The sequence below is a fragment of the Methylomonas koyamae genome (genome assembly GCF_019669905.1).
GTDB lineage: Bacteria > Pseudomonadota > Gammaproteobacteria > Methylococcales > Methylomonadaceae > Methylomonas > Methylomonas koyamae.
The window spans coordinates 3,732,270-3,751,631 of sequence record NZ_AP019777.1; the positions used below are offsets into that span (position 1 = coordinate 3,732,270).

Annotated in this window: 11 protein-coding genes; 9 read left to right on the plus strand and 2 right to left on the minus strand. The window is 60.4% G+C overall.

Translation table 11 applies throughout. The annotated features are described in order from the left end of the window. Window positions 1–212: 212 nt before the first annotated feature. The 5 genes from MKFW12EY_RS16740 (at window position 213) to MKFW12EY_RS16760 (ending at window position 9,484) form a co-directional block, all read left to right on the plus strand. Complete coding sequence (locus MKFW12EY_RS16740) at window positions 213–1,670, plus strand: GumC family protein (RefSeq protein ID WP_221053407.1); 1,458 nt, start codon at window positions 213–215, stop codon at window positions 1,668–1,670. A gap of 63 nt (window positions 1,671–1,733) precedes the next feature. Continuing rightward, window positions 1,734–2,009 (plus strand): cupin domain-containing protein, encoded by a 276-nt coding sequence (locus tag MKFW12EY_RS16745; RefSeq protein ID WP_054759866.1) that lies wholly within the window; start codon window positions 1,734–1,736, stop codon window positions 2,007–2,009. Between the two features lie 112 nt (window positions 2,010–2,121). After that, on the plus strand, window positions 2,122–3,312 hold the full coding sequence (locus MKFW12EY_RS16750) for an MdtA/MuxA family multidrug efflux RND transporter periplasmic adaptor subunit (RefSeq protein ID WP_054759868.1): 1,191 nt from the start codon (window positions 2,122–2,124) through the stop codon (window positions 3,310–3,312). After that, window positions 3,309–6,386: an MdtB/MuxB family multidrug efflux RND transporter permease subunit gene (locus MKFW12EY_RS16755; protein WP_221053408.1), complete on the plus strand. Its 3,078-nt coding sequence runs from the start codon at window positions 3,309–3,311 to the stop codon at window positions 6,384–6,386. The genes MKFW12EY_RS16750 and MKFW12EY_RS16755 overlap by 4 nt, the downstream gene beginning before the upstream one ends. Continuing rightward, on the plus strand, window positions 6,383–9,484 hold the full coding sequence (locus MKFW12EY_RS16760; protein ID WP_221053409.1) for a multidrug efflux RND transporter permease subunit: 3,102 nt from the start codon (window positions 6,383–6,385) through the stop codon (window positions 9,482–9,484). The genes MKFW12EY_RS16755 and MKFW12EY_RS16760 overlap by 4 nt, the downstream gene beginning before the upstream one ends. Here the strand turns inward: MKFW12EY_RS16760 and MKFW12EY_RS16765 are convergent. Then, window positions 9,469–10,791 carry a cyclic di-GMP phosphodiesterase gene (locus tag MKFW12EY_RS16765; RefSeq protein WP_054759876.1) on the minus strand — a complete coding sequence of 441 codons (1,323 nt, stop codon included), beginning with the start codon at window positions 10,789–10,791 and terminating at the stop codon, window positions 9,469–9,471. The genes MKFW12EY_RS16760 and MKFW12EY_RS16765 overlap by 16 nt on opposite strands. Before the next feature lie 507 nt (window positions 10,792–11,298). Here MKFW12EY_RS16765 and MKFW12EY_RS16770 point away from each other — a divergent pair. The 3 genes from MKFW12EY_RS16770 to MKFW12EY_RS16780 are packed head-to-tail and all read left to right on the plus strand — an operon-like array spanning window position 11,299 to window position 15,763. Next, window positions 11,299–12,444, plus strand: coding sequence for an efflux RND transporter periplasmic adaptor subunit (locus MKFW12EY_RS16770; protein WP_245006341.1), 1,146 nt, complete (start codon window positions 11,299–11,301; stop codon window positions 12,442–12,444). Further along, window positions 12,441–14,378 (plus strand): MacB family efflux pump subunit, encoded by a 1,938-nt coding sequence (locus tag MKFW12EY_RS16775; protein ID WP_221053410.1) that lies wholly within the window; start codon window positions 12,441–12,443, stop codon window positions 14,376–14,378. Before MKFW12EY_RS16770 ends, MKFW12EY_RS16775 begins: the two co-directional genes overlap by 4 nt. Then, on the plus strand, window positions 14,375–15,763 hold the full coding sequence (locus tag MKFW12EY_RS16780) for an efflux transporter outer membrane subunit (protein WP_221053411.1): 1,389 nt from the start codon (window positions 14,375–14,377) through the stop codon (window positions 15,761–15,763). The genes MKFW12EY_RS16775 and MKFW12EY_RS16780 overlap by 4 nt, the downstream gene beginning before the upstream one ends. Window positions 15,764–15,856: 93 nt before the next feature. On the opposite strand, the gene MKFW12EY_RS16785 is transcribed toward MKFW12EY_RS16780, so the two are convergent. After that, entirely contained in the window at window positions 15,857–16,342 is a 486-nt protein-coding gene (locus tag MKFW12EY_RS16785; protein ID WP_221053412.1) for a TlpA family protein disulfide reductase, read from the minus strand. A gap of 569 nt (window positions 16,343–16,911) precedes the next feature. On the opposite strand from MKFW12EY_RS16785, the gene MKFW12EY_RS16790 reads away from it, so the two are divergent. Next, on the plus strand, window positions 16,912–19,305 hold the full coding sequence (locus MKFW12EY_RS16790) for a TonB-dependent receptor (protein WP_054763157.1): 2,394 nt from the start codon (window positions 16,912–16,914) through the stop codon (window positions 19,303–19,305). Window positions 19,306–19,362: the final 57 nt, after the last annotated feature.

Sequence of the window (19,362 nt, forward strand, 5' to 3'; positions counted from 1 at the left end):
CCAATAACTATGCGGCCAGTCACAATTAGCGCCCGATTTTTCGGGTAGCGCCAGCGGTAATAATTCAATTGCCAGATTTTCAGAAAGGTTTACACTGCATCCGCCGACATGCAGCAACCTCCCGGCCGCCGCTGCGTACGGCGACTCGGCGCGGCATGCCTGCGAACAATAAGAATAGCGCCAGACCGGCCATTTCCGCGGAGAGAATCGTTATGCTGCTGAACCACAACGATTTCCACATCGACACCGACGATTTTTTCATTCCGGAACCGGCACCGAAACGGTTGCGGCGCCGATACCTGTTTTTTTTGGTGTTGCTACCGGCGTTGGCAGCCACCGAAACCTACGTCTTTCTGCAACCGCCGGTCTACCAGAGCCAGGCGCTGGTGCTGACCACGGCGGCGGGCGAGATCGACCAAGCCCACGCCGCGGCGGATCTGGAACACGTCAACATCCAGAAACAGGTATTGCTCGGCCAGAACGTACTGGAAACCACCGCGGCAGTCTTGAATAAGGCCGAAAACGCCGAACCCGTCGGCGTCAACCAACTCAAAGCGCTATTTCAGGTCAGTCCGGTCGCCGATACCAACCTGGTACAGCTCAGCGCCGAAGGGCAGGATCCGCATTTTCTGCAACTGGCCTTGAACACCTGGATCAGGGCCTACCAACAAACCCGTAGCGAATACATAGCCGAAATCAGCGATAAAGCCACGGCCGACATCAACGCCGAATTACAGCGCCTGGACCGGCAAGTGCAAGACCAGCGCCGCGGCGTCGAAACCTTCCGTCGCGAGCACAACATCGTCTCGCTGCAAAGCACCGATAACGAAGCCCACGCCCGACTGCAAGGGTTGAACAACGCCTTGAACGCTGCCGAGGAGGAGGAAGCCAAGGCCAAAGCCAAACTCGAAGCGATCCGCGACGCGCTGGCGGCCGGCAAGACCGTGGTAGCCGACGCCGATTCGCAAAGCCTGGCGGTGTTGACCGCTCAAGCCGAAAAGTTGCGGGAAACGCTGGAACGCCAACGCAGCCAATACACCGACGAATATATCGATTTCCATCCGACCTTGCGCACGGTGAAATCGCAATTGGCGGAGCTGGAACGTAAAATCGCCGAAAAGGAACAAGCCGCCAGCCGCTTCGCCGAACAAGAGGCCGAGAACGCCTATAACGCGGCCCGCGGCGCCGTAAAAAACCTGCGCCAGGACCTGGAGCGCCACCAACAGCGGGCGGCCGATTACACCAACCGCTTCGCCCAGCACCAAACCATGCTGGAGGAATTGGCCAAGCTGGAGGAGTTGCAACGCCAAACCCGGCAACGCCTGGTCGAAATCGAAGTCAAACAGCGGCAAAGCAATCCGCAGCTGGATGTGGTGGATTGGGCCTCGTTGCCGGATAGCCCGATCCGGCCGGATTATCCGCTGCAAGCCGCAATCGCCGGCGCGGGCTGCCTGGCGCTGGCCTTGCTGGTCGTCTGGTTACGCGATTACCTGGCTAAAGAACCGGAGCTGGCGACCATCAACAGCGTCACCGAATTCCAGCTCTACCAGCATGCCAGTCCGGAACTGGCCGAGCAGCACGCCCCAACCCACGTCGAGTTCGACGAAGTCAAACAGCTCAGGCGCTGGGACGACCCGAAACCGTTGCCGGACGATCCCTCCCATTCCTAGGCGGCACCGGCGCATCAATGCTAGAATCCGGCATTCGTTCAACTTAAGCCAACAAGGAATTTCATGAGCCTGATTACCGTAGAGCACAACCCCAGCGCAGAGCGTTTGCAGGAACTCGGCGTCGCCAGCTGGCCGATCTGGGAAAAAGAGATCTCTACCTTCACCATCGATTTCGACGAAACCGAAACCGCCTACGTCCTGGAAGGCGAAATCCTCGTCACGCCGGTCGGCGGCGAGCCGGTCAGAATCCTGCCGGGCGATTTGGTCATGTTTCACGCCGGCCTGGACAGCCAATGGGAAGTCGTCAAACCGCTGCGCAAACATTACCACTACGATTGACCCTCGCCGCCAGCAGGCATGGTTCGAAAAGGCATCCTAGGATGCCTTTTTGCTTTGAACAGGCCCGAGCGACGCTCCGCACCGGACAGGCACTCAAGCACGACCGAAAACAATGCAACAGACACCACACAATCCGGATCGCCGGCGTAGCAAAACCGTCTGGCTATTAGCCGCGGCCCTTGGCGCGGCCGGCGCCGCCTACTGGCTGGCGGATCGCCCCGGCCGGCAGCAGGAATCCGGCCAAACCGGCAAACTCGAGCCGCAGCCGGTCAGCGTCGCCACCGGACAAACCCGACGCGGCGACATGCCGATTTACCTGCACGGCCTCGGCAGCGTCACGCCGCTGCAGACCGTGACGCTGCGCTCCCGCGTCGATGGCGAATTGGTCAAAGTCGCGTTCAGCGAAGGCCGCAACGTGCGCCAGGGCGAATTGCTGGCCGAAATCGACCCGCGCCCGTTTCAAGTCCAGTTGGAGCAGGCCCAGGGCCAATTGCTGCGCGACGAGGCGCTACTGAAAAACGCCGAACTCGACCTGGCCCGCTACCAGACCCTGCTGGAACAGGATTCGATCGCCGCCCAACAAACCGCGACCCAGGCGGCCCTGGTCAAACAGTACCGCGGCACGGTCGAAATCGACCGGGCTCAGGTCGAAAACGCCAAATTGCAACTGGCTTACACCAAAATCAGTGCGCCGATTTCCGGCCGCATCGGCTTGCGCCTGGTCGACCAGGGCAACATGGTCCGCGCCAGCGACGCCAACGGCCTGGCGGTGATCACGCAAATGCAACCGATTTCGGTGGTGTTTACGCTGCCGGAAGACCAGGCTCCGGCCGCGATGGCGCGTTGGCGTTCCGGCACGGCGCTGGAAGTGGAAGCATACGACCGCGCCGGCCAGCAAAAACTTGCGGTCGGCAAATTGCTGGCGATAGACAACCAGATCGATCCGGCCACCGGCACCTTGAAACTGAAAGCGATCTTCGACAACCCGGACCATACCCTGTTCGCCAACCAGTTCGTCAACGTCAAAATGCGGCTGGATATACTGCGCGATGCGGTGTTGGCGCCGAATGCGGCTATCCAGCAAGGCGCCGGCGGCGCTTACGTCTATGTGGTCAATGCCGACAATACCGTCAGCGTGCGCCAAGTCAAAACCGGAGCGGCGTCTGGCGAAACCGTCTCGATAATAGATGGTCTGGATGCCGGGCAAACCCTGGTCGTCGACGGCGCCGACCGCCTGCGCGAAGGAGCGGCGGTCAATATTGCCGAACGGCCGGCGCCGGTGGCCGCCGCACCCCAGCCGTGAGCGAAGCCGAGGGTTTTAATCCGTCGCGCCGGTTCGTCGAACGCCCGGTCGCGACCTCGCTGATCATGCTGGCGCTGCTGCTGGCCGGCGTGCTGTCTTACCGGCTGCTGCCGATTTCGGCCTTGCCGCAAGTCGACTACCCGACGATACAGGTTACGACGCTATACCCCGGCGCCAGCCCGGAAGTTGCCACGTCGGCGATCACCGCACCGCTGGAACGCCAATTCGGCCAAATACCCGGCCTACGGCAAATGTCGTCGTCCAGTTCCGGCGGCGCCTCGCTGATTACCTTGCAATTCGATTTGAGCCTGGCGCTGGACATCGCCGAACAATCGGTCCAGGCCGCGATCAACGCCGCAAACAACTTTCTGCCGACCGACCTGCCGTTGCCGCCGATTTATAACAAAGTCAATCCGGCCGACGCGCCGATCCTGACGCTGGCGCTGAGCTCGCGCAATCTGCCGTTGATCAAGGTCCAGGATTTGGCCGATACCCGGCTGGTACAGAAAATCTCGCAACTGCCGGGCGTCGGCGCGGTCACCATCAGCGGTGGTCAGCGGCCGGCGGTCAGAATCCAGGCCAACCCGCAAGCGCTGGCGGCTTACGGTCTGAGCCTGGACGATCTGCGCCAAGCCGTCGCCGCCGCCAACGTCAACCAACCCAAAGGCCTGTTCGACGGCCCTACCCGCTCGGCCATCATCGACAATAACGACCAATTGCGCTCGGCCGCGGAATACCGCGACTTGGTGGTCGCCTACAAAAACGCCGCCCCGGTCAGACTGGGCGACGTCGCCAGCACGGCGGACGCCGCCGAAAACGCCAAATTGGCGGCCTGGGCCGACGCCGCCCCCGCCGTCATCGTCAACATCCAACGCCAGCCCGGCGCCAACGTCATCGAAGTCGCCGACCGCATCGTCCGGCTGTTGCCGCAATTGCAGGCGACGCTGCCGGAAAGCGTGGAACTGAAGTTATTGAACGACCGCACCGCCACGGTACGGGCTTCGGTGCGCGACGTGCAATTCGAGTTGATGCTGGCGGTGGCGCTGGTGGTGATGGTGATTTTCCTGTTTCTGCGCAATCTGCCCGCCACCGCGATTCCGGCCGTTGCCGTGCCGCTGTCGTTGATCGGCACCTTCGCCGCAATGCATCTGGCCGGTTTCAGCATCAATAATTTGACGCTGATGGCGTTGACCATCGCCAGCGGCTTCGTCGTCGACGACGCCATCGTCGTCATCGAAAACATCTCCCGCTACCTGGAGCGCGGCGCTTCGCCGCTGCAGGCGGCATTGAAAGGCTCGGCCCAGATCGGCTTTACCATCATCTCGCTGACGGTTTCGCTGATCGCGGTACTGATTCCGCTGCTGTTCATGGGCGACGTGGTCGGCCGCCTGTTCCGCGAATTCGCGATCACGCTGGCCGTGGCGATTCTGATTTCGGCCGTGGTTTCTCTGACGTTGACGCCAATGATGTGCGCGAAAATGCTGCGGCCGCTGCCGGCCGAAACCGGCAGCGGCCGCGATCCGATCGGCAGGACCATCGCCGCCTACGGCCGCAGTCTGGAATGGGTATTGCAGCGCCAAGGCCTGACGCTGTTGGCCGGCGGCGCCACGCTGGCGTTGACCGTCGCGCTATACCTGGCGATTCCGAAAGGCTTTTTTCCGATTCAGGATACCGGCCTGATCCAAGGCGTTTCCGAAGCGCCGCCCAGCATTTCGTTTTCGGCGATGGCGGAACGGCAAACGGCGCTGGCCGAACGGATTTTGGCCGATCCGGCCGTCGCCAATCTGGCTTCGTTCATCGGCGTGGACGGCAATAATCCGACCTTGAACAGCGGCCGGTTTTTAATTGCATTGAAGCCGCAAGGTCAACGCGACAGCGCCGCCGAAGTTATCGCCCGGCTGCAAGCCGGCGCGGCCGGCGTCGCCGGCATCGGCTTGTATCTGCAGCCGGTACAGGATATGACCCTGGAAAACCGGATCAGCCGCACCCAGTTCCAGTTCACGCTGCAAACCGTCGATGCCGGCGAGTTGGCGCTTTGGACGCAACGCCTGCTCGACCGCCTGCGCAGCAAGCCGGCGTTGGCCGATGTCGCCAGCGACCTGCAAGAGCGCGGCTTGCAAGCCTATCTGGAGATCGACCGCAGTAGCGCCGCGCGTTACGGCGTCAGCGTCGCCGCGATCGACAGCGCCTTATACAACGCCTACGGCCAACGCCTAATTTCGACCATTTTCACCCAGTCCAACCAGTACCGGGTGGTGTTGGAAGCCGCGACCGTAGAGTCCGGCGGGCCGGAACAATTGCTGCAATTGCGGGTGCCGTCCGCCAGCGGCGAACAGGTACCGCTGACGGCGCTGGCCCGGCTGTCGGAGCGGCAAGCGCCGCTGGCCGTCAACCGCCTCGACCAATTTCCGGCAACGACAGTGTCGTTCAATCTCGCGCCCGGCGCCGCTTTGGGCGATGCGTTGCGGGAGATCGAAGCCGCCAAACGCGAAATCGGCCTGCCGCTGGCGATCCAGTTCGATTACCAGGGCGCGGCCCTGGCCTTCGATGCGTCGCTGGCCGATACGCTGTGGCTGATACTGGCGGCCGTGGTCACGGTCTACATCGTCCTCGGCGTGCTCTACGAAAGTTACATCCATCCGCTGACCATCCTGTCGACGCTGCCGTCGGCCGGCGTCGGCGCCCTGTTGGCCTTGCTGCTCGCCGGCGACGATCTCGGCATCATCGGTGTGATTGGCATCGTACTGCTGATCGGCATCGTCAAGAAAAACGCGATCATGATGATCGACTTTGCCCTGGACGCCGAGCGCAATCAGGGTTTGCCGGCGCGGGAAGCGATTTTCCAGGCCTGTCTGCTGCGTTTCCGGCCGATTCTGATGACCACGCTGGCCGCGCTGCTCGGGGCGTTACCGTTGATGTTGGGCGGCGGCGTCGGTTCCGAACTGCGCCAACCCTTGGGCACCGCCATGGTCGGCGGCCTGCTGCTCAGTCAATTGCTGACCCTGTACACCACGCCGGTGGTCTACCTGAGCCTGGACCGCTGGGCCCGTCGCCTGCGCGGAGACAACCGGTGAATATTTCGGCGGCGTTCGTGCGCCGCCCGGTCGCCACGACCTTGTTGACGCTGGGCTTGGCGCTGGCCGGCCTGTTGGCCTTTTGGCAATTGCCGGTGGCGCCGTTGCCGCAGGTCGATTTCCCGACCATTTCGGTCAGCGCCAGCTTGCCCGGCGCCGCGCCGGAGACCATGGCGGCAACGGTGGCGACGCCGTTGGAGCGGGCGCTGGGCCGGATCGCCGGCATCAACGAAATAACTTCGGCCAGCTCGCTCGGCAACACCCGCATCACCTTGCAATTCGATTTGAGTCGCGACATCGACGGCGCTGCCCGCGACGTGCAGGCCGCGATCAACGCCGCCGCCAGCCTGTTACCGAGCAATCTGCCGAACCGACCGAGCTACCGCAAAGTCAATCCGGCCGATTCGCCGATCCTGATTCTGGCCCTGACCTCGACCACGTTAAGCCGCGGCCAAATGTACGACGCCGCCTCGACCGTATTGGCGCAGAAAATCGCGCAATTGCCCGGCGTCGGCCAGGTCACGGCTGGCGGCAGTTCGCTGCCTGCGGTCAGAGTCGAGTTGAATCCGGATGCTCTGGCCAAATACGGCATCGGCCTGGACCAGGTCGCCGGCACCATCGCTGCCGGCAATACCAACCGGCCCAAAGGCGCGCTGGAATCCGGCGGCCGCCACTGGCAAATACAAACCAACGGCCAGGTCGAGCACGCGGCGGATTATCTGCCGTTGATCGTCGCTTACCGCAACGGCGCGCCGGTCAGGATTGCCGATCTGGGCACTGCGGTGGATTCGGTAGAGGACTTGCGCAGTACCGGCCTGAAAAACGGTGAGCCGGCGGTATTGTTGATCGTCAACAAACAGCCCAGCGCCAATATCATCGAAACCGTGGATAGGGTCAAAACGATGCTGCCGCAACTGCGCGCGCTGCTGCCGGCCGCCGTCGAACTGTCGGTGGTCTCCGACCGCTCTCAAACCATACGCGCCTCGGTGGCCGAAGTGGAGCACAGCCTGCTGATCGCCGTCGCGTTGGTGATCATGGTCGTGCTGTTATTTCTGCGCCGCCTGCGCACCGCGCTGATTCCCATCGTCGCGGTGCCGGTGTCGCTGATCGGCGCCTGCGGCGTGATGTATTTGTGCGGCTACAGCCTGGATAATTTATCGTTGATGGCGCTGACCATCGCTACCGGATTTGTCGTGGACGATGCGATTGTGGTGCTGGAAAACAGCAACCGCCATCTGGAACAAGGCCTGCCGCCACTGCAGGCCGCGTTGCGCGGCGTCGGCGAAGTCGGCTTTACCGTGCTAGCGATGAGTTTGTCGTTGATCGCGGTGTTTACCCCGATCCTGCTGATGGGCGGTATCGTCGGCCGCTTGTTCCGCGAATTCGCCGTGACGCTGTCCGCGGCGGTTTTGGTGTCGCTGGTGGTTTCGCTGACGGTGACGCCGATGCTGTGCGCACACTGGCTGCAAGCGGAACCGCCGCGGCCGCCAAGCCGAGCGTCGGCGGCGACGGCGGAACTGTTCGGCAAAATCCGCACCGGCTACCGGCATAGCCTGGCCTGGGCGCTGCACCACCCGCGGCTGATGTTGGCGTTGCTGGCGGCCTGCATCGCCGCCAACGCCTATCTGTACGTCATCGTACCGAAAGGCTTTTTTCCGGTGCAGGACAACGGCCGGCTCAGCGGCACGATCCAGGCCGACCAGAGCATTTCCTTCCAGGCCATGCAGCGCAAGTTGCGCGATTTTGCCGAAATCCTGCGCCAGGACCCGGCGATCAACGACGTGGTCGGTTTTGCCGGCGGCATGCAGAACAGCAACAGCGGCCTGATGTTCGCGATCTTGAAGCCGCCGGAGCAGCGCGACCGCCCCATCGCCGAAATCAACCGCCAGTTGCGGGAAAAGCTGGCCGACGAACCCGGCGCCAGCCTGTTTCTGCAACCGGTGCAGGACCTGCGCATCGGCGGCCGCGGCTCGGCGGCGTTGTACGAATTCGCCTTGCAATCGGACGATCTGAATCTGCTGCGGGAATGGACGCCGAAGATCGTCGCCGCGTTGGCGGCGCTGCCGGAACTGGCCGATGTCAACACCAACCAACAAGACAAAGGCCGGCAAATCGCACTGCAGGTGGGCCGGGACAAGGCCGCCCGGCTCGGCGTCAGCCAGGCGGCAATCGATAGCGCGCTGCACAACGCCTTCGGCCAGCGCCCGGTATCGGTGATTTACAAACCGTTGAACCAGTACCGAGTGGTGATGGAACTGGCGCCGCAGTATTGGCGCGATCCGCAAACGCTAAGGCAACTCTATGTCGGTTCCGCTGCCGGAACCCAAATTCCGCTGGCGACGCTGGCCGAGTTCCGCCCCGGCAACACGCCGCTGACCGTCAACCACCAAGGCCAATTCGCCGCGGCGACGGTGTCCTTCAACCTGAAACCCGGCGTTTCGTTATCGGACGCTACCCGCTTGATCGAGCGCACGCTGCGCGACATCGGCACGCCGGCGCAGGTGCGCGGCAGCTTTCAGGGGTCGGCCAAGGCGTTTCAGGAATCGCTGCGCAACCAACCCTGGCTGATCGCCGCGGCGCTGTTCAGCATCTACATCGTGCTGGGCATTCTTTACGAAAGCTACATCCATCCGCTGACCATCCTGTCGACGCTGCCGTCGGCCGGCATGGGCGCGTTGTTGGCGCTGATGGCCTGCGATACCGAATTCAGCATCATCGCCCTGATCGGCGTGGTTTTATTGATCGGCATCGTCAAGAAAAACGCGATCATGATGATCGACTTTGCCCTGCACGCACAACGCGAACAGGGCTTGGACCCGGAACAAGCCATCTTCGCCGCCTGCCTGCAACGCTTCCGGCCGATTATGATGACGACGCTGGCGGCCCTGCTCGGTGCGTTGCCATTGGCATTAGGCTCGGGTTACGGCGCCGAATTGCGCCAGCCGCTGGGGATTTCCATTGTCGGCGGCCTGTTGGTCAGCCAACTGCTGACCCTGTATACGACGCCGGTGGTGTATTTGGCTCTGGACCGGCTGAGCGGCCGGCGGCGGAAAAATCCGGCGGTCTCAGCCAACCGGCCATCTCAGGATTTGGCGTGAGCGAAGCCTTTTTGCAATACGCCCTGGCGGTAGTATTTGCCGATGTCGATACCGTAATCCTGCGCCCGGACGATGCTCCTGATGGTTAACACCTGGCCGAGCCGGTCGAGTTCCATGTCGGCCAGATTGACCACTTTTTCCTCGACTGGCTGCCCGTCCGGATCCAGCAAAATGATGACTTTAGGCCGCAGCCGCACCAGTTCGTTGACTTCGACCACAATCGCCACCGCACCGTTGGTCATCTGCACCAGACTGCCCGGCGGATAAACGCCCAACGCTTCGATGAATTTGACGACCAGGCGCCCGTCCAACTGGCTGCCGCTCAAATCGGACAGAATGCCGGTCGCATCCAGATGGGTGCGGCCTTTCTGGTACACCCGGTCGCTGGTCATTGCGTCGTACATATCCACTATTGTCACGATCCGGGTAAACAGCGAGATACCCTTGTCCTTGATCCGCCGCGGATAGCCTTTGCCGTCCAGCGTTTCGTGGTGAGCCAGCGCCGTGTCGATCGCTCCGGTGTACATATCCGTGCTGGATTTCAGCAACTCGTAGCCGAGCGAGGTATGCGAACGCATGATTTCCATTTCGGCGTCGTCCAGTTTGCCCGGTTTGTTCAGAATCTCCAGCGGAATCAACATTTTGCCCATGTCGTGCATCATGCCGCACAGGCCGACCAGGTTCAGGTTGGACACCGAAAAATTCAGGTGCCGGCCCAGTACGATGGCCAGGGCGCAAACGTTAAGACTGTGCTGAGCGGTATATTGGTCCCTGTTTTTCAGTTGGCTCAACCACAAAAACGCATCCGGCGAATGCAGGATGCTGTTGACGCATTCGGCCACCGCCGCCTTGGCCGCCTTGGTATCGACACCCTCGCCGCGGGCGATGCGCTCCATGAAATCGGAAACCAGCACGCCCATTTCCTGATACACCGCTTCGGCGCGTTCGATCTCTTTTTCGAATACGCTCAATTTCGGCGGCGGCGGAAAATCGGCGATGCTGTCCAACGACAGGTTGTCTTGGCTGCCTTTGTACTCGACCACCTTCTTCCGGCTTTTGGTGACATCGATGTAGACGTATTCGCAGACCTCGCGCACCTTGCGGATGTCTTCTTCGGTTTGCAATTCGAACCCCTGAAACAGAAACGGGCTGTCCAGCCAGGGCCGGTCCAGTTCGATCACGTACATGCCTAGCTTGAGCTGGGCCACCGGCGTATAGACCCGCTGGTTAACGTCGTAAACGTTGACGTTACTCCGCTGCGATTTTTTCTTGCGGCGGCGGAACGGCCACCAGTCTGCTATAGCCATGGGATTCGATTCATTCAAACGTTTAGATTAAGCTTCTTTGCCGCCGGGGCGGGCCGATAAACAGGCGGCGGCCGGACAGCGGTTGGCACAATGATAGTCAGTTTCCCGCATTCGAAAATTGCCGCCGCACCCCAAGTCCGGTTTCCGCGACCCAGTTCCAACATTGGACAAACGCCTTTCCCTTGAAACCGGCCGCATCCGCACCGCCGAACCGAGGCCCTACCGGCAAACTTTACCAAGCTTTACCTAAATTAAGTTTTCCCCGGCTTGCCAAGCAAAAATCCGGATAATACACTGAAACCCGTCTGCCGCCGCAGCTTGCCACCAGCCGCTTCGGTTGGGCGGAACCGGCGAAACAGCCCCAGCCCTGCGCGGTCGCAGCCATCGCCACTGCTGCCCGGCCGGATACCGCCAACCGCCACGTTATTCAAAACCTGACCTTTACCCCACATGCTTTGGCCCGTTAAATCGAAACCTGGTTCCGCCCGCCGGCGGACCGCTATTTTGGTGTTGGCGGCTGCCGTGGCCGCCGGCGCGGCTTACCGCTATCTGCAGCCGGAACGGAAAGCTGCGGTGCCGGGCGAAACCGTCAGCGTCAGCCTGGGCGACATTGAAGAAAACGTCACGGCCCAAGGCAAACTGGAACCCAAAGAATACGTCGACGTCGGCGCTCAGGTTACCGGCCAATTGCAAAAAATCTACGTCAAGATCGGCGACGACGTCCGCGCCGGGCAATTGCTGGCGCAAATCGATCCGCGGATTTATGCGGCGCGGGTCGCGGCCGACGAAGCCAATATCAAGAATCTGCAGGCGCAACTGGCCGGCCAGCAGGCGCAAGTGGTGTTTGCCCAGCAGCAATACGACCGCAACCGCGAGCTATTACAAAGCCAGGGCGTCAGCGTCCAGGATTTTCAAAACAGCGAATTCACTTTAAAAAACGCCAAAGCTACCGCCGCCGCGATCCAGGCGCAGATCGAACAAGTGGAATCGACCTTGAACGGCGACAAGACCAATCTCGGCTTCACCAAAATCTTCGCTTCGATGGACGGCACCATGGTCGACCAGAAAGCCCGCGAAGGCCAGACCCTGAACGCCAACCAAACCACGCCGACCATTCTGCAACTGGCCAAACTCGACACGATGACGGTGCGGGCCCAGGTAGCCGAGGCCGACGTGATGCGGCTGAGCCGGGACATGGCGGTGTATTTCACCACGCTGGGCTCCGGCGAGCGGCGCTGGCAAGGCAAGGTACGGCAAATCCTGCCGACGCCGGAAGTGATCAACAACGTCGTGCTGTACAACGTCCTGGTCGACGTCGACAACCGCGACCGGCAATTGATGACCGGCATGAGCACGCAGATGTTTTTCGTACTGGGCAAGGCCGAGCAAGTACCGTTGCTGCCGGTCAACGCGCTGGGCCAACGCCTGCGCGGCGAGGACCAAGGCCGGGGCCAGGCCTACAAAGTCAAACTGGTTAGCGGCGCGGACGTGCAGGAAAAAACCGTGCATATCGGCCTGCGTACTCGCCGTTTCGCCCAGGTGTTGGACGGCCTGGCGCTAGGCGACCGGGTACAGGCCAACAGCGACAATGGCGACAAAGCCAAAAACCGGCGCAAAGATCCGCTGCCCGGCGGCGGAGTGCCCCGGCTATGAGCGCCGAACCGCTACTGGAACTCCACGGCATCCGCCGTTTTTATCCGAACGGCGACAACGTGGTCCGGGCGCTGGACGACGTGTCGCTGAGCATCTGGCCCGGAGAATTCGTCGCCATTGTCGGCCAGTCCGGCTCCGGCAAATCGACGCTGATGAATCTGATCGGCTGTCTGGACCGGGCCGACACCGGCAGCTATCGGGTGTTGGGCCGCGACGTGGCCGAGCTCGACCCGGACCAACTCGCCGCCTTGCGGCGGGAAAGCTTCGGCTTCGTGTTCCAGCGTTACAACCTGCTGAATAGCGCGACTGCCGCCGAAAACGTCGAAATTCCGGCCTTGTACGCCGGCTTGGCCAAGGCCGAGCGCCACCGGCGGGCGCTGGAATTGCTGGCCAAACTGGGCTTGGCCGAACGCGGCGAACACAAACCGATGCAGTTGTCCGGCGGCCAACAACAACGGGTCGCGATCGCCAGGGCCTTGATGAACGATCCGCCGGTGATCCTGGCCGACGAACCGACCGGGGCGCTGGATAGCCAAAGCGGCATGGAAGTCATGGCGCTGCTAAAACGGTTGCACGGCGAGGGCCGGACGATTTTGCTGATCACCCACGACGACAAAGTCGCGGCCCACGCCCAGCGGGTGGTGCATATCGCCGACGGCAAAATCGTCCACGACGGCCCGGCCCGGCGCGACGGCCGCTGGCTGGCGCCGCCGGCCCAGCGCGGTATCGGCGGCGCCGGCTTGCTGGCGGAGTTGGCCGAAGCCGGCAAAACCGCACTGCGTTCGTTGCGCGCGAACTTGTTCCGTACCGCATTGACCTTGCTCGGCATCGTGATCGGCGTCGCCGCGGTAGTGACGATGCTGGCGGTCGGCCAGGGCAGCCAGGAAAAAGTGCTGGAACAGATGCGGGCGATGGGCACCAACATCCTGTCGATCCGCCCCGGCGTCCCCGGCTTTCGCGGCGGCGGCGACGTTGCCACTTTGACGTTGGCCGACGCCGAGGCGATCGCCGAACTGGACAACGTGGCCTGGGCCTCGCCGGAGCGCAGCAGTCGGCTTACCGTGCGTTACGGCGCGGTCGATTACGCCACCAGCGTGCAAGGCGTGGCGCCGAGCATGCCGCAGGTGCGGGACTGGCCGCTGGCGCTCGGCGACTTTTTCGACGAACGCGACCAACGCCGCTACGCGCCGGTCATGGTACTGGGCGAAACGGTGCGCAAACTGCTGTTTACCGACGGCGAAGACCCGCTTGGCCGCTACGTGATGATCGGCAACATTCCGTTCGAGGTGATTGGCGTGATGGCCGCCAAAGGCGCCGACGCCCAGGGCAGCGACCGCGACGACGGCGTGTTCGTGCCGATCAGCACCGGTTTGGTCCGCCTGTTCGGCCAGAAATACCTGGGCGGCATCACGGTGCGGGTCGAGGATGTGGCCCAAATCGACGCTACGCAAAAGGCCATTACCGATTTATTGGTCGCCCGCCACCAAACCGAGGATTTCCGGATACGCAACATGGCATCGATCATCGAATCGGCCACCGAAACTCAGAATACCTTGACGCTGATGCTCGGCATCGTCGCGGCGATTTCGCTGTTGGTCGGCGGCATCGGCGTAATGAACATCATGCTGGTCAGCGTCACCGAGCGCACTCGGGAAATCGGCATCCGCATCGCCACCGGCGCCCGCCGCCGCGACATCCTGCTGCAATTCAATACCGAAGCCGCCGTGGTCTGCACCTTGGGCGGCGTGATGGGGGTTCTGCTCGGCTTCGCCGCCGGCCAGGTCTTGGCCTACTTCGGTATGGCGGTGTTGTTTTCGCCGCTGCCGGCTATCTTGGCGTTTTGCTGCGCCTTCTCCACCGGCCTGCTGTTCGGTTACTTGCCGGCGCGCAAGGCGGCGCTACTCGACCCGGTCGTGGCGTTGGCGGCGGAATGAAAAGGCAGGCACGAATCGGCGGATTGGCGATGGCGTTGGCAATTGCCGGCTGCAATTTGCAAACCGACTACCGCCGGCCGCAGGTCGACACGCCGGACGGTTGGCGTCAGGCCGCGGCCACCGGCACCGCGCCGGTCGATCCGCAGTGGTGGCGGGCATTCGCCAGCGTGGAGTTGGACCGGTTGATGGCACAGGCCCTGGCCTATAACAACGATCTGGCCGCCGCAGAACAACGCATCGCCCAAGCCCGCGCCCAGGCCCGGATTGCCGGTGCCGGGTTGTGGCCGGCGGCCGGCCTCAACGCCAGTTATACCGACAACCGCAACGAGCTGACCGATAGCCAGAAAGCCAGCGGCCAGTTCGACATTGCCTACGAAGTCGATTTATGGGGCGCCAACCGCGCCCGCCGCGATGCCGGCAGCGCCCGGATGCTGAGCCGAATATTCGCCCGCGATGCGTTGCAACTGGTGGTGATGGCCGATGTCGGCCAAACTTATTTCACGCTGCTGGCGATCCGCGAGCGCCGGCAAATCGCCAGCGATTTTCTGGATACGGCCACGGCCATTCTCGGCATCATCGAAGCCCGCCAGCGCGCCGGCGCCGCCTATGCGCTGGAAGTGGCCCAGCAAAAAACCGTGCAGGCCAACGCCCGCGCCAGCCTGGACTTGCTGGTGCAACAGCAGATTCTGGCGGAAAACGCGTTGGCGATATTGCTCGGCCAAGCGCCGCAGCAACTGGCGTTGGCGCCGGCCGCGTTCGCCGATTTACAGATACCGCAGATCGGCGCAGAACAACCGGCCGCACTGCTGCAACGCCGCCCCGACATCGGCCAGTTGGAAATGGAATTAATCGCCGCCAATGCCGACATCGCCGCCGCCCGCGCCGCGTTCTATCCGAAACTGCAATTGAGCATGAACAGCTTGCTGTCCTCGCCGCAGCCGGGCGGCGTGGCCGTGGCATTGGCGGCCGGCCTGGCCCAACCGCTGTTTCAAGGCGGCCGCCTGCAAGGCGCTTTCGACAACGCAGTTGCCGTGAACGCGGAATTGGCGGAAACCTACCGCAAGACGGTGTTGACGGCATTCAAGGAAGTGGAGGACGCCGCGGCGACCTACGCCAACTCCGGCCGCCGGCTCGAAGCGCTGCAACTGGCTACCGAACAAGCCAAGCTGGCCTTACAAATCTCCCGCGACCGCTACCGCCTGGGCGCGGTGGACTACCAAGCCCTGCTCAATGCGCAAAGCAGCTATTTGAACGCCGAAAACAGCCGGGTGCAGGCACGGCTGGAAGTACTGCTGGCGCAAGTGCTGATGTACAAAGCCCTCGGCGGCGGCTGGTCCTTGGCAGACCAAAATACCGACCTGGCCGACCGCGCACCGGGGCCTTGAACGCCCGCATCCAAGGCGGGGCCTCGCGGCGAATTGCAGAAGCCCCGGCCGGCTCCATCGGTTTAGCATCGGCGCCGCTGGCGATAAACCGGTTTAAATTTTCAGCTTGCCGAGCTTGGCTTCGAATTCTTCCAGCGTCATCGCTCCGCTTTTTGCTTCGCGTTGGTGGGCGGCGTCGAAAAAATAGGTTCTGGGTAGTTCGCCGTACCAGGCCGGATCGATTTCGTAACGCAGTTTTTCCGGGTTATCGCCGCTAAAGGCCCAATTTTCCAGGTTGCCCAGTTTATGCGTGTCGACGATGCGTTGAATCTCCGGCATCGCTTCCGCCTCGTCGGCCGCCAGCATCACGATCTTCAACGTGGGGTGTTTGTCGTGCAATTGGTTGATGACCGCCATGTCCTTCAAGCAGGACGGGCAATCCACCGACCAGATTGCCAGCATCAACGGTTTGCCGGCATTCGCCGCCAAAATTTGCTGGTAGCTGCCGGGGACGAAGGGTTTTATCGGGGTTTGGTCGGCCTGGGCAGCGCCGTTCAGGCTGGCGACAACCAAACTCAAAAACAGGATCAGGGTTTTCATCTTTACTCATCCGAAAATTCAAATTTTGGGCCGGGCACATTAGCGCCTATGGCGCCGCCATTCAAGTTGAGACTGCAGCGGCCAGCAGCGGAGTTGTCGCAATAGGTCATTTAACATAGTTTTCACAGCGAAACGACCAGACCTGGTTGCCGGATTACTCGAAATTTCCCCGATTCGGGCCACCGAACGGGCGGTCTCAGCCAGCGTTATGTGCTTGGATAACGGCGAAGCATTCACGAACAAATCCATCGCACAATAACCTGCTACCCAAGCGCAGCCACCCGATTCAGGCGGCTTAGCCAACGAATATCCTGCGACCCAGCACGCATTTTCGGCAGTATGGTCCGACGCTCTACCCCAAACGACGAGCGTAAAACCGAGGCAAACGCGGCATATCCCATATTTCCTTGATGGAATTAAGTTATTTAACATAGTTTAGTTATTTAGAAATCGAAATAACCAATAAAATCAATATCCTAATCCCTGGCGCCACTCTTGCTGCACAAAACGATTACACTTAGCCGGTTTTGTTTCCTGCCGGATTGGCAGCCTTCAGACTTTTTGAACCCATGCGCAGAAAAACTAAAATAAAGTCAGCCTTATTGTTATTCCCCGGCTTCGTCGCCTTGCCGGCTAGCCTGCTCGCAGCCGAAACGGCCACGACGTTATCGGATGTCGTGGTTTCCGATGAATCCGAAGACGGCCGCCCGGAAACGCCGTCCAAGACCGATTTCGCCACGCCCAAAACCAAAGTGACCAAAGCGGCTATCGAGAAAACCAATGCGGTAACGACGGTGGACGCGGTGAAATTCGAATCCGGCGTGTTTGCCCGGCAACGCTACATCGGCGACCAAAATGCGCCTATCGGCATGCGCGGTTCCAACCCTTACCAAGGCGGCCGGGTCATGGTGTTCATGGACGGCATGCCAATCTGGAATCCTTTGCAAATCAGCTTCAACGGTTCGCCGCGCTGGGGCTTGATCGGACCGGGCGAGGTCAAATCGATAGACGTACTTTCAGGGCCGTTTTCCGCCGAATACAGTGGCAACGCGATGGGCGGTGTGCTGAACTACAACACATTGATGCCGCAAAAGCGCGAAATCTACACCGAAGCGACCTATTTCGTGCAGCCTTACGAATTCGAAGGCACCAAAACCAATCTGCAAGGCTTTAAAACGTTTGCCTCTTACGGCGACAAATTCGGCGATTTCAGCACTTACTTCTCGTACAACCATATCGAGAACGAAGGTCAGCCGATGACGCCGCAATTCTCCGGCGATAAAGGCTTCAATCGGAACACGGCCTTGGCCGGCTTGCCGAACGGCGCCTTTCTGGAAAAAAATCCGCGAACCGGCCAGTACCGTTACAACTACGGCGACGACGGCATCCAACATTCGGTCGACGACCTGTACAAATGGAAAGGCAGTTATGCGATAAACCCGGAGTTGGAGACCAATTTCGTCATTGCCTTCCAAAATTTCGAACGGACCAATACCGGCCAGTCCTTCATCGAGCGCGCCAACGGCACCACCGTCTGGCCGGGCAGTACCGTAGCCAATTCCGGTTCGTTATGGCCGGCCTCGTTGGGCGCATCGCCGACCACGCTCGGCACCAGCACCCAAACCCGGCAAACGCTGACGCTGGGCTGGGGTTTGAAAGGCCGAATCGCCGGCGACTGGTACACCAATACTAATATTAGCTTCTTCGATATCCTGAAAGATCAAACCATCAGCTCCAACTACAATCCGCAAGACCCGAACCGGGTCATGACCGGCAGGGACAGTTCGTTCGACGATTCCGGTTGGTTCAACATATCCACCAAGCTCAATAACGAACAATTCCTGGGCCGCAAGGATTTGTCGTTCGCGACCGGTTACGAATTCCAACATGCCAGGATTTTATTGAGCCAAAACAATTTGAGTAATTACAGCAACATAACCAACGCACCTGGCAACCCACTGGTTACCAGAAGTGGCGGCACTACCGATACTCACGCGCTCTTCGGTCAATTAAGTTGGCGATTCATAAAAGACTGGGATGCCACCGTTGGCACTCGCATCGAGCGTTGGAATACTTATGATGGAATATATTTAAGTTCAACTGCACCCGCAGGAAGCGGATTGACCAATGCCCAAGCATTAGCTGGCGCTTTGAATCCGGCAGACAGACAAGTATCAAGATGGTCACCAAAATTCTCGTTGGGATATGAACCAGGTCGCTGGAAATTCCGTTATTCCGTCGGTAAAGCTTATAAGTTTGCGCTTCCCGAAGAGTTATATGGCAATTCGAACGGGGTTAGCGGTAACGGTTCGATCTCAGATTCCACTTTAAAGCCGGAAGATGGCACCCACCACAACCTTTTAGCCGAGTATGACTTCAATAACGGTTATGTGCGTTTAAATCTATTCCACGAAAACGTAAGAAACGCTATTTACAGCGTACCTGTATTAAATAGATTTATAAATCCAGCCAGCATCAATCCAAATGGAACAACCAATCTAACGTCATCGATAGGCGAAGTTGAAACAGACGGTTTAGATTTTACCGTCAATCATGATCGGATATTTGGTAGCGATTTTGATATAAAACTCAATACAACGATACTTAACGCCGAAATCATTGAGAATCAGAAGAACCCTGCTTTGGTTGGAAAACAATTTCCGTTAATGCCAAACTACAGAGCCAACCTCTTAACTACTTATCATGTCGGGAATGATGTAGACCTTTCTGTTGGTACTAGATACTCAGGAAGACAGTTCTCTCAACCAGATAATTCCGATTTGCAACTGCCCTACTACAGCGCATTTACCGAATCGGTTTACGTCGATTTGAAAGCCACATACCGCTTCAACAAAGCCGGCCACGTCTCCGCCGGTATCGATAACATCAACGACTACCAAGCGTTTTACAACCATCCGCTACCGCAAAGAACCTTCTTCGCCCAGGTCGGTTACAAATTCTAGCCCTACGCTACCGCTTGCGGAGCCGGTTATCGACACCGGTTTCGCAAGCCGAAAACT

Coding starts and splice junctions, on each gene's coding strand:
- MKFW12EY_RS16790 (WP_054763157.1), top strand. CDS start 16,912: ATGCGCAGAAAAACTAAAATAAAGTCAGCCTTATTGTTATTCCCCGGC.
- MKFW12EY_RS16775 (WP_221053410.1), top strand. CDS start 12,441: ATGAGCGCCGAACCGCTACTGGAACTCCACGGCATCCGCCGTTTTTAT.
- MKFW12EY_RS16785 (WP_221053412.1), bottom strand. CDS start 16,342: ATGAAAACCCTGATCCTGTTTTTGAGTTTGGTTGTCGCCAGCCTGAAC.
- MKFW12EY_RS16765 (WP_054759876.1), bottom strand. CDS start 10,791: ATGGCTATAGCAGACTGGTGGCCGTTCCGCCGCCGCAAGAAAAAATCG.
- MKFW12EY_RS16780 (WP_221053411.1), top strand. CDS start 14,375: ATGAAAAGGCAGGCACGAATCGGCGGATTGGCGATGGCGTTGGCAATT.
- MKFW12EY_RS16750 (WP_054759868.1), top strand. CDS start 2,122: ATGCAACAGACACCACACAATCCGGATCGCCGGCGTAGCAAAACCGTC.
- MKFW12EY_RS16745 (WP_054759866.1), top strand. CDS start 1,734: ATGAGCCTGATTACCGTAGAGCACAACCCCAGCGCAGAGCGTTTGCAG.
- MKFW12EY_RS16740 (WP_221053407.1), top strand. CDS start 213: ATGCTGCTGAACCACAACGATTTCCACATCGACACCGACGATTTTTTC.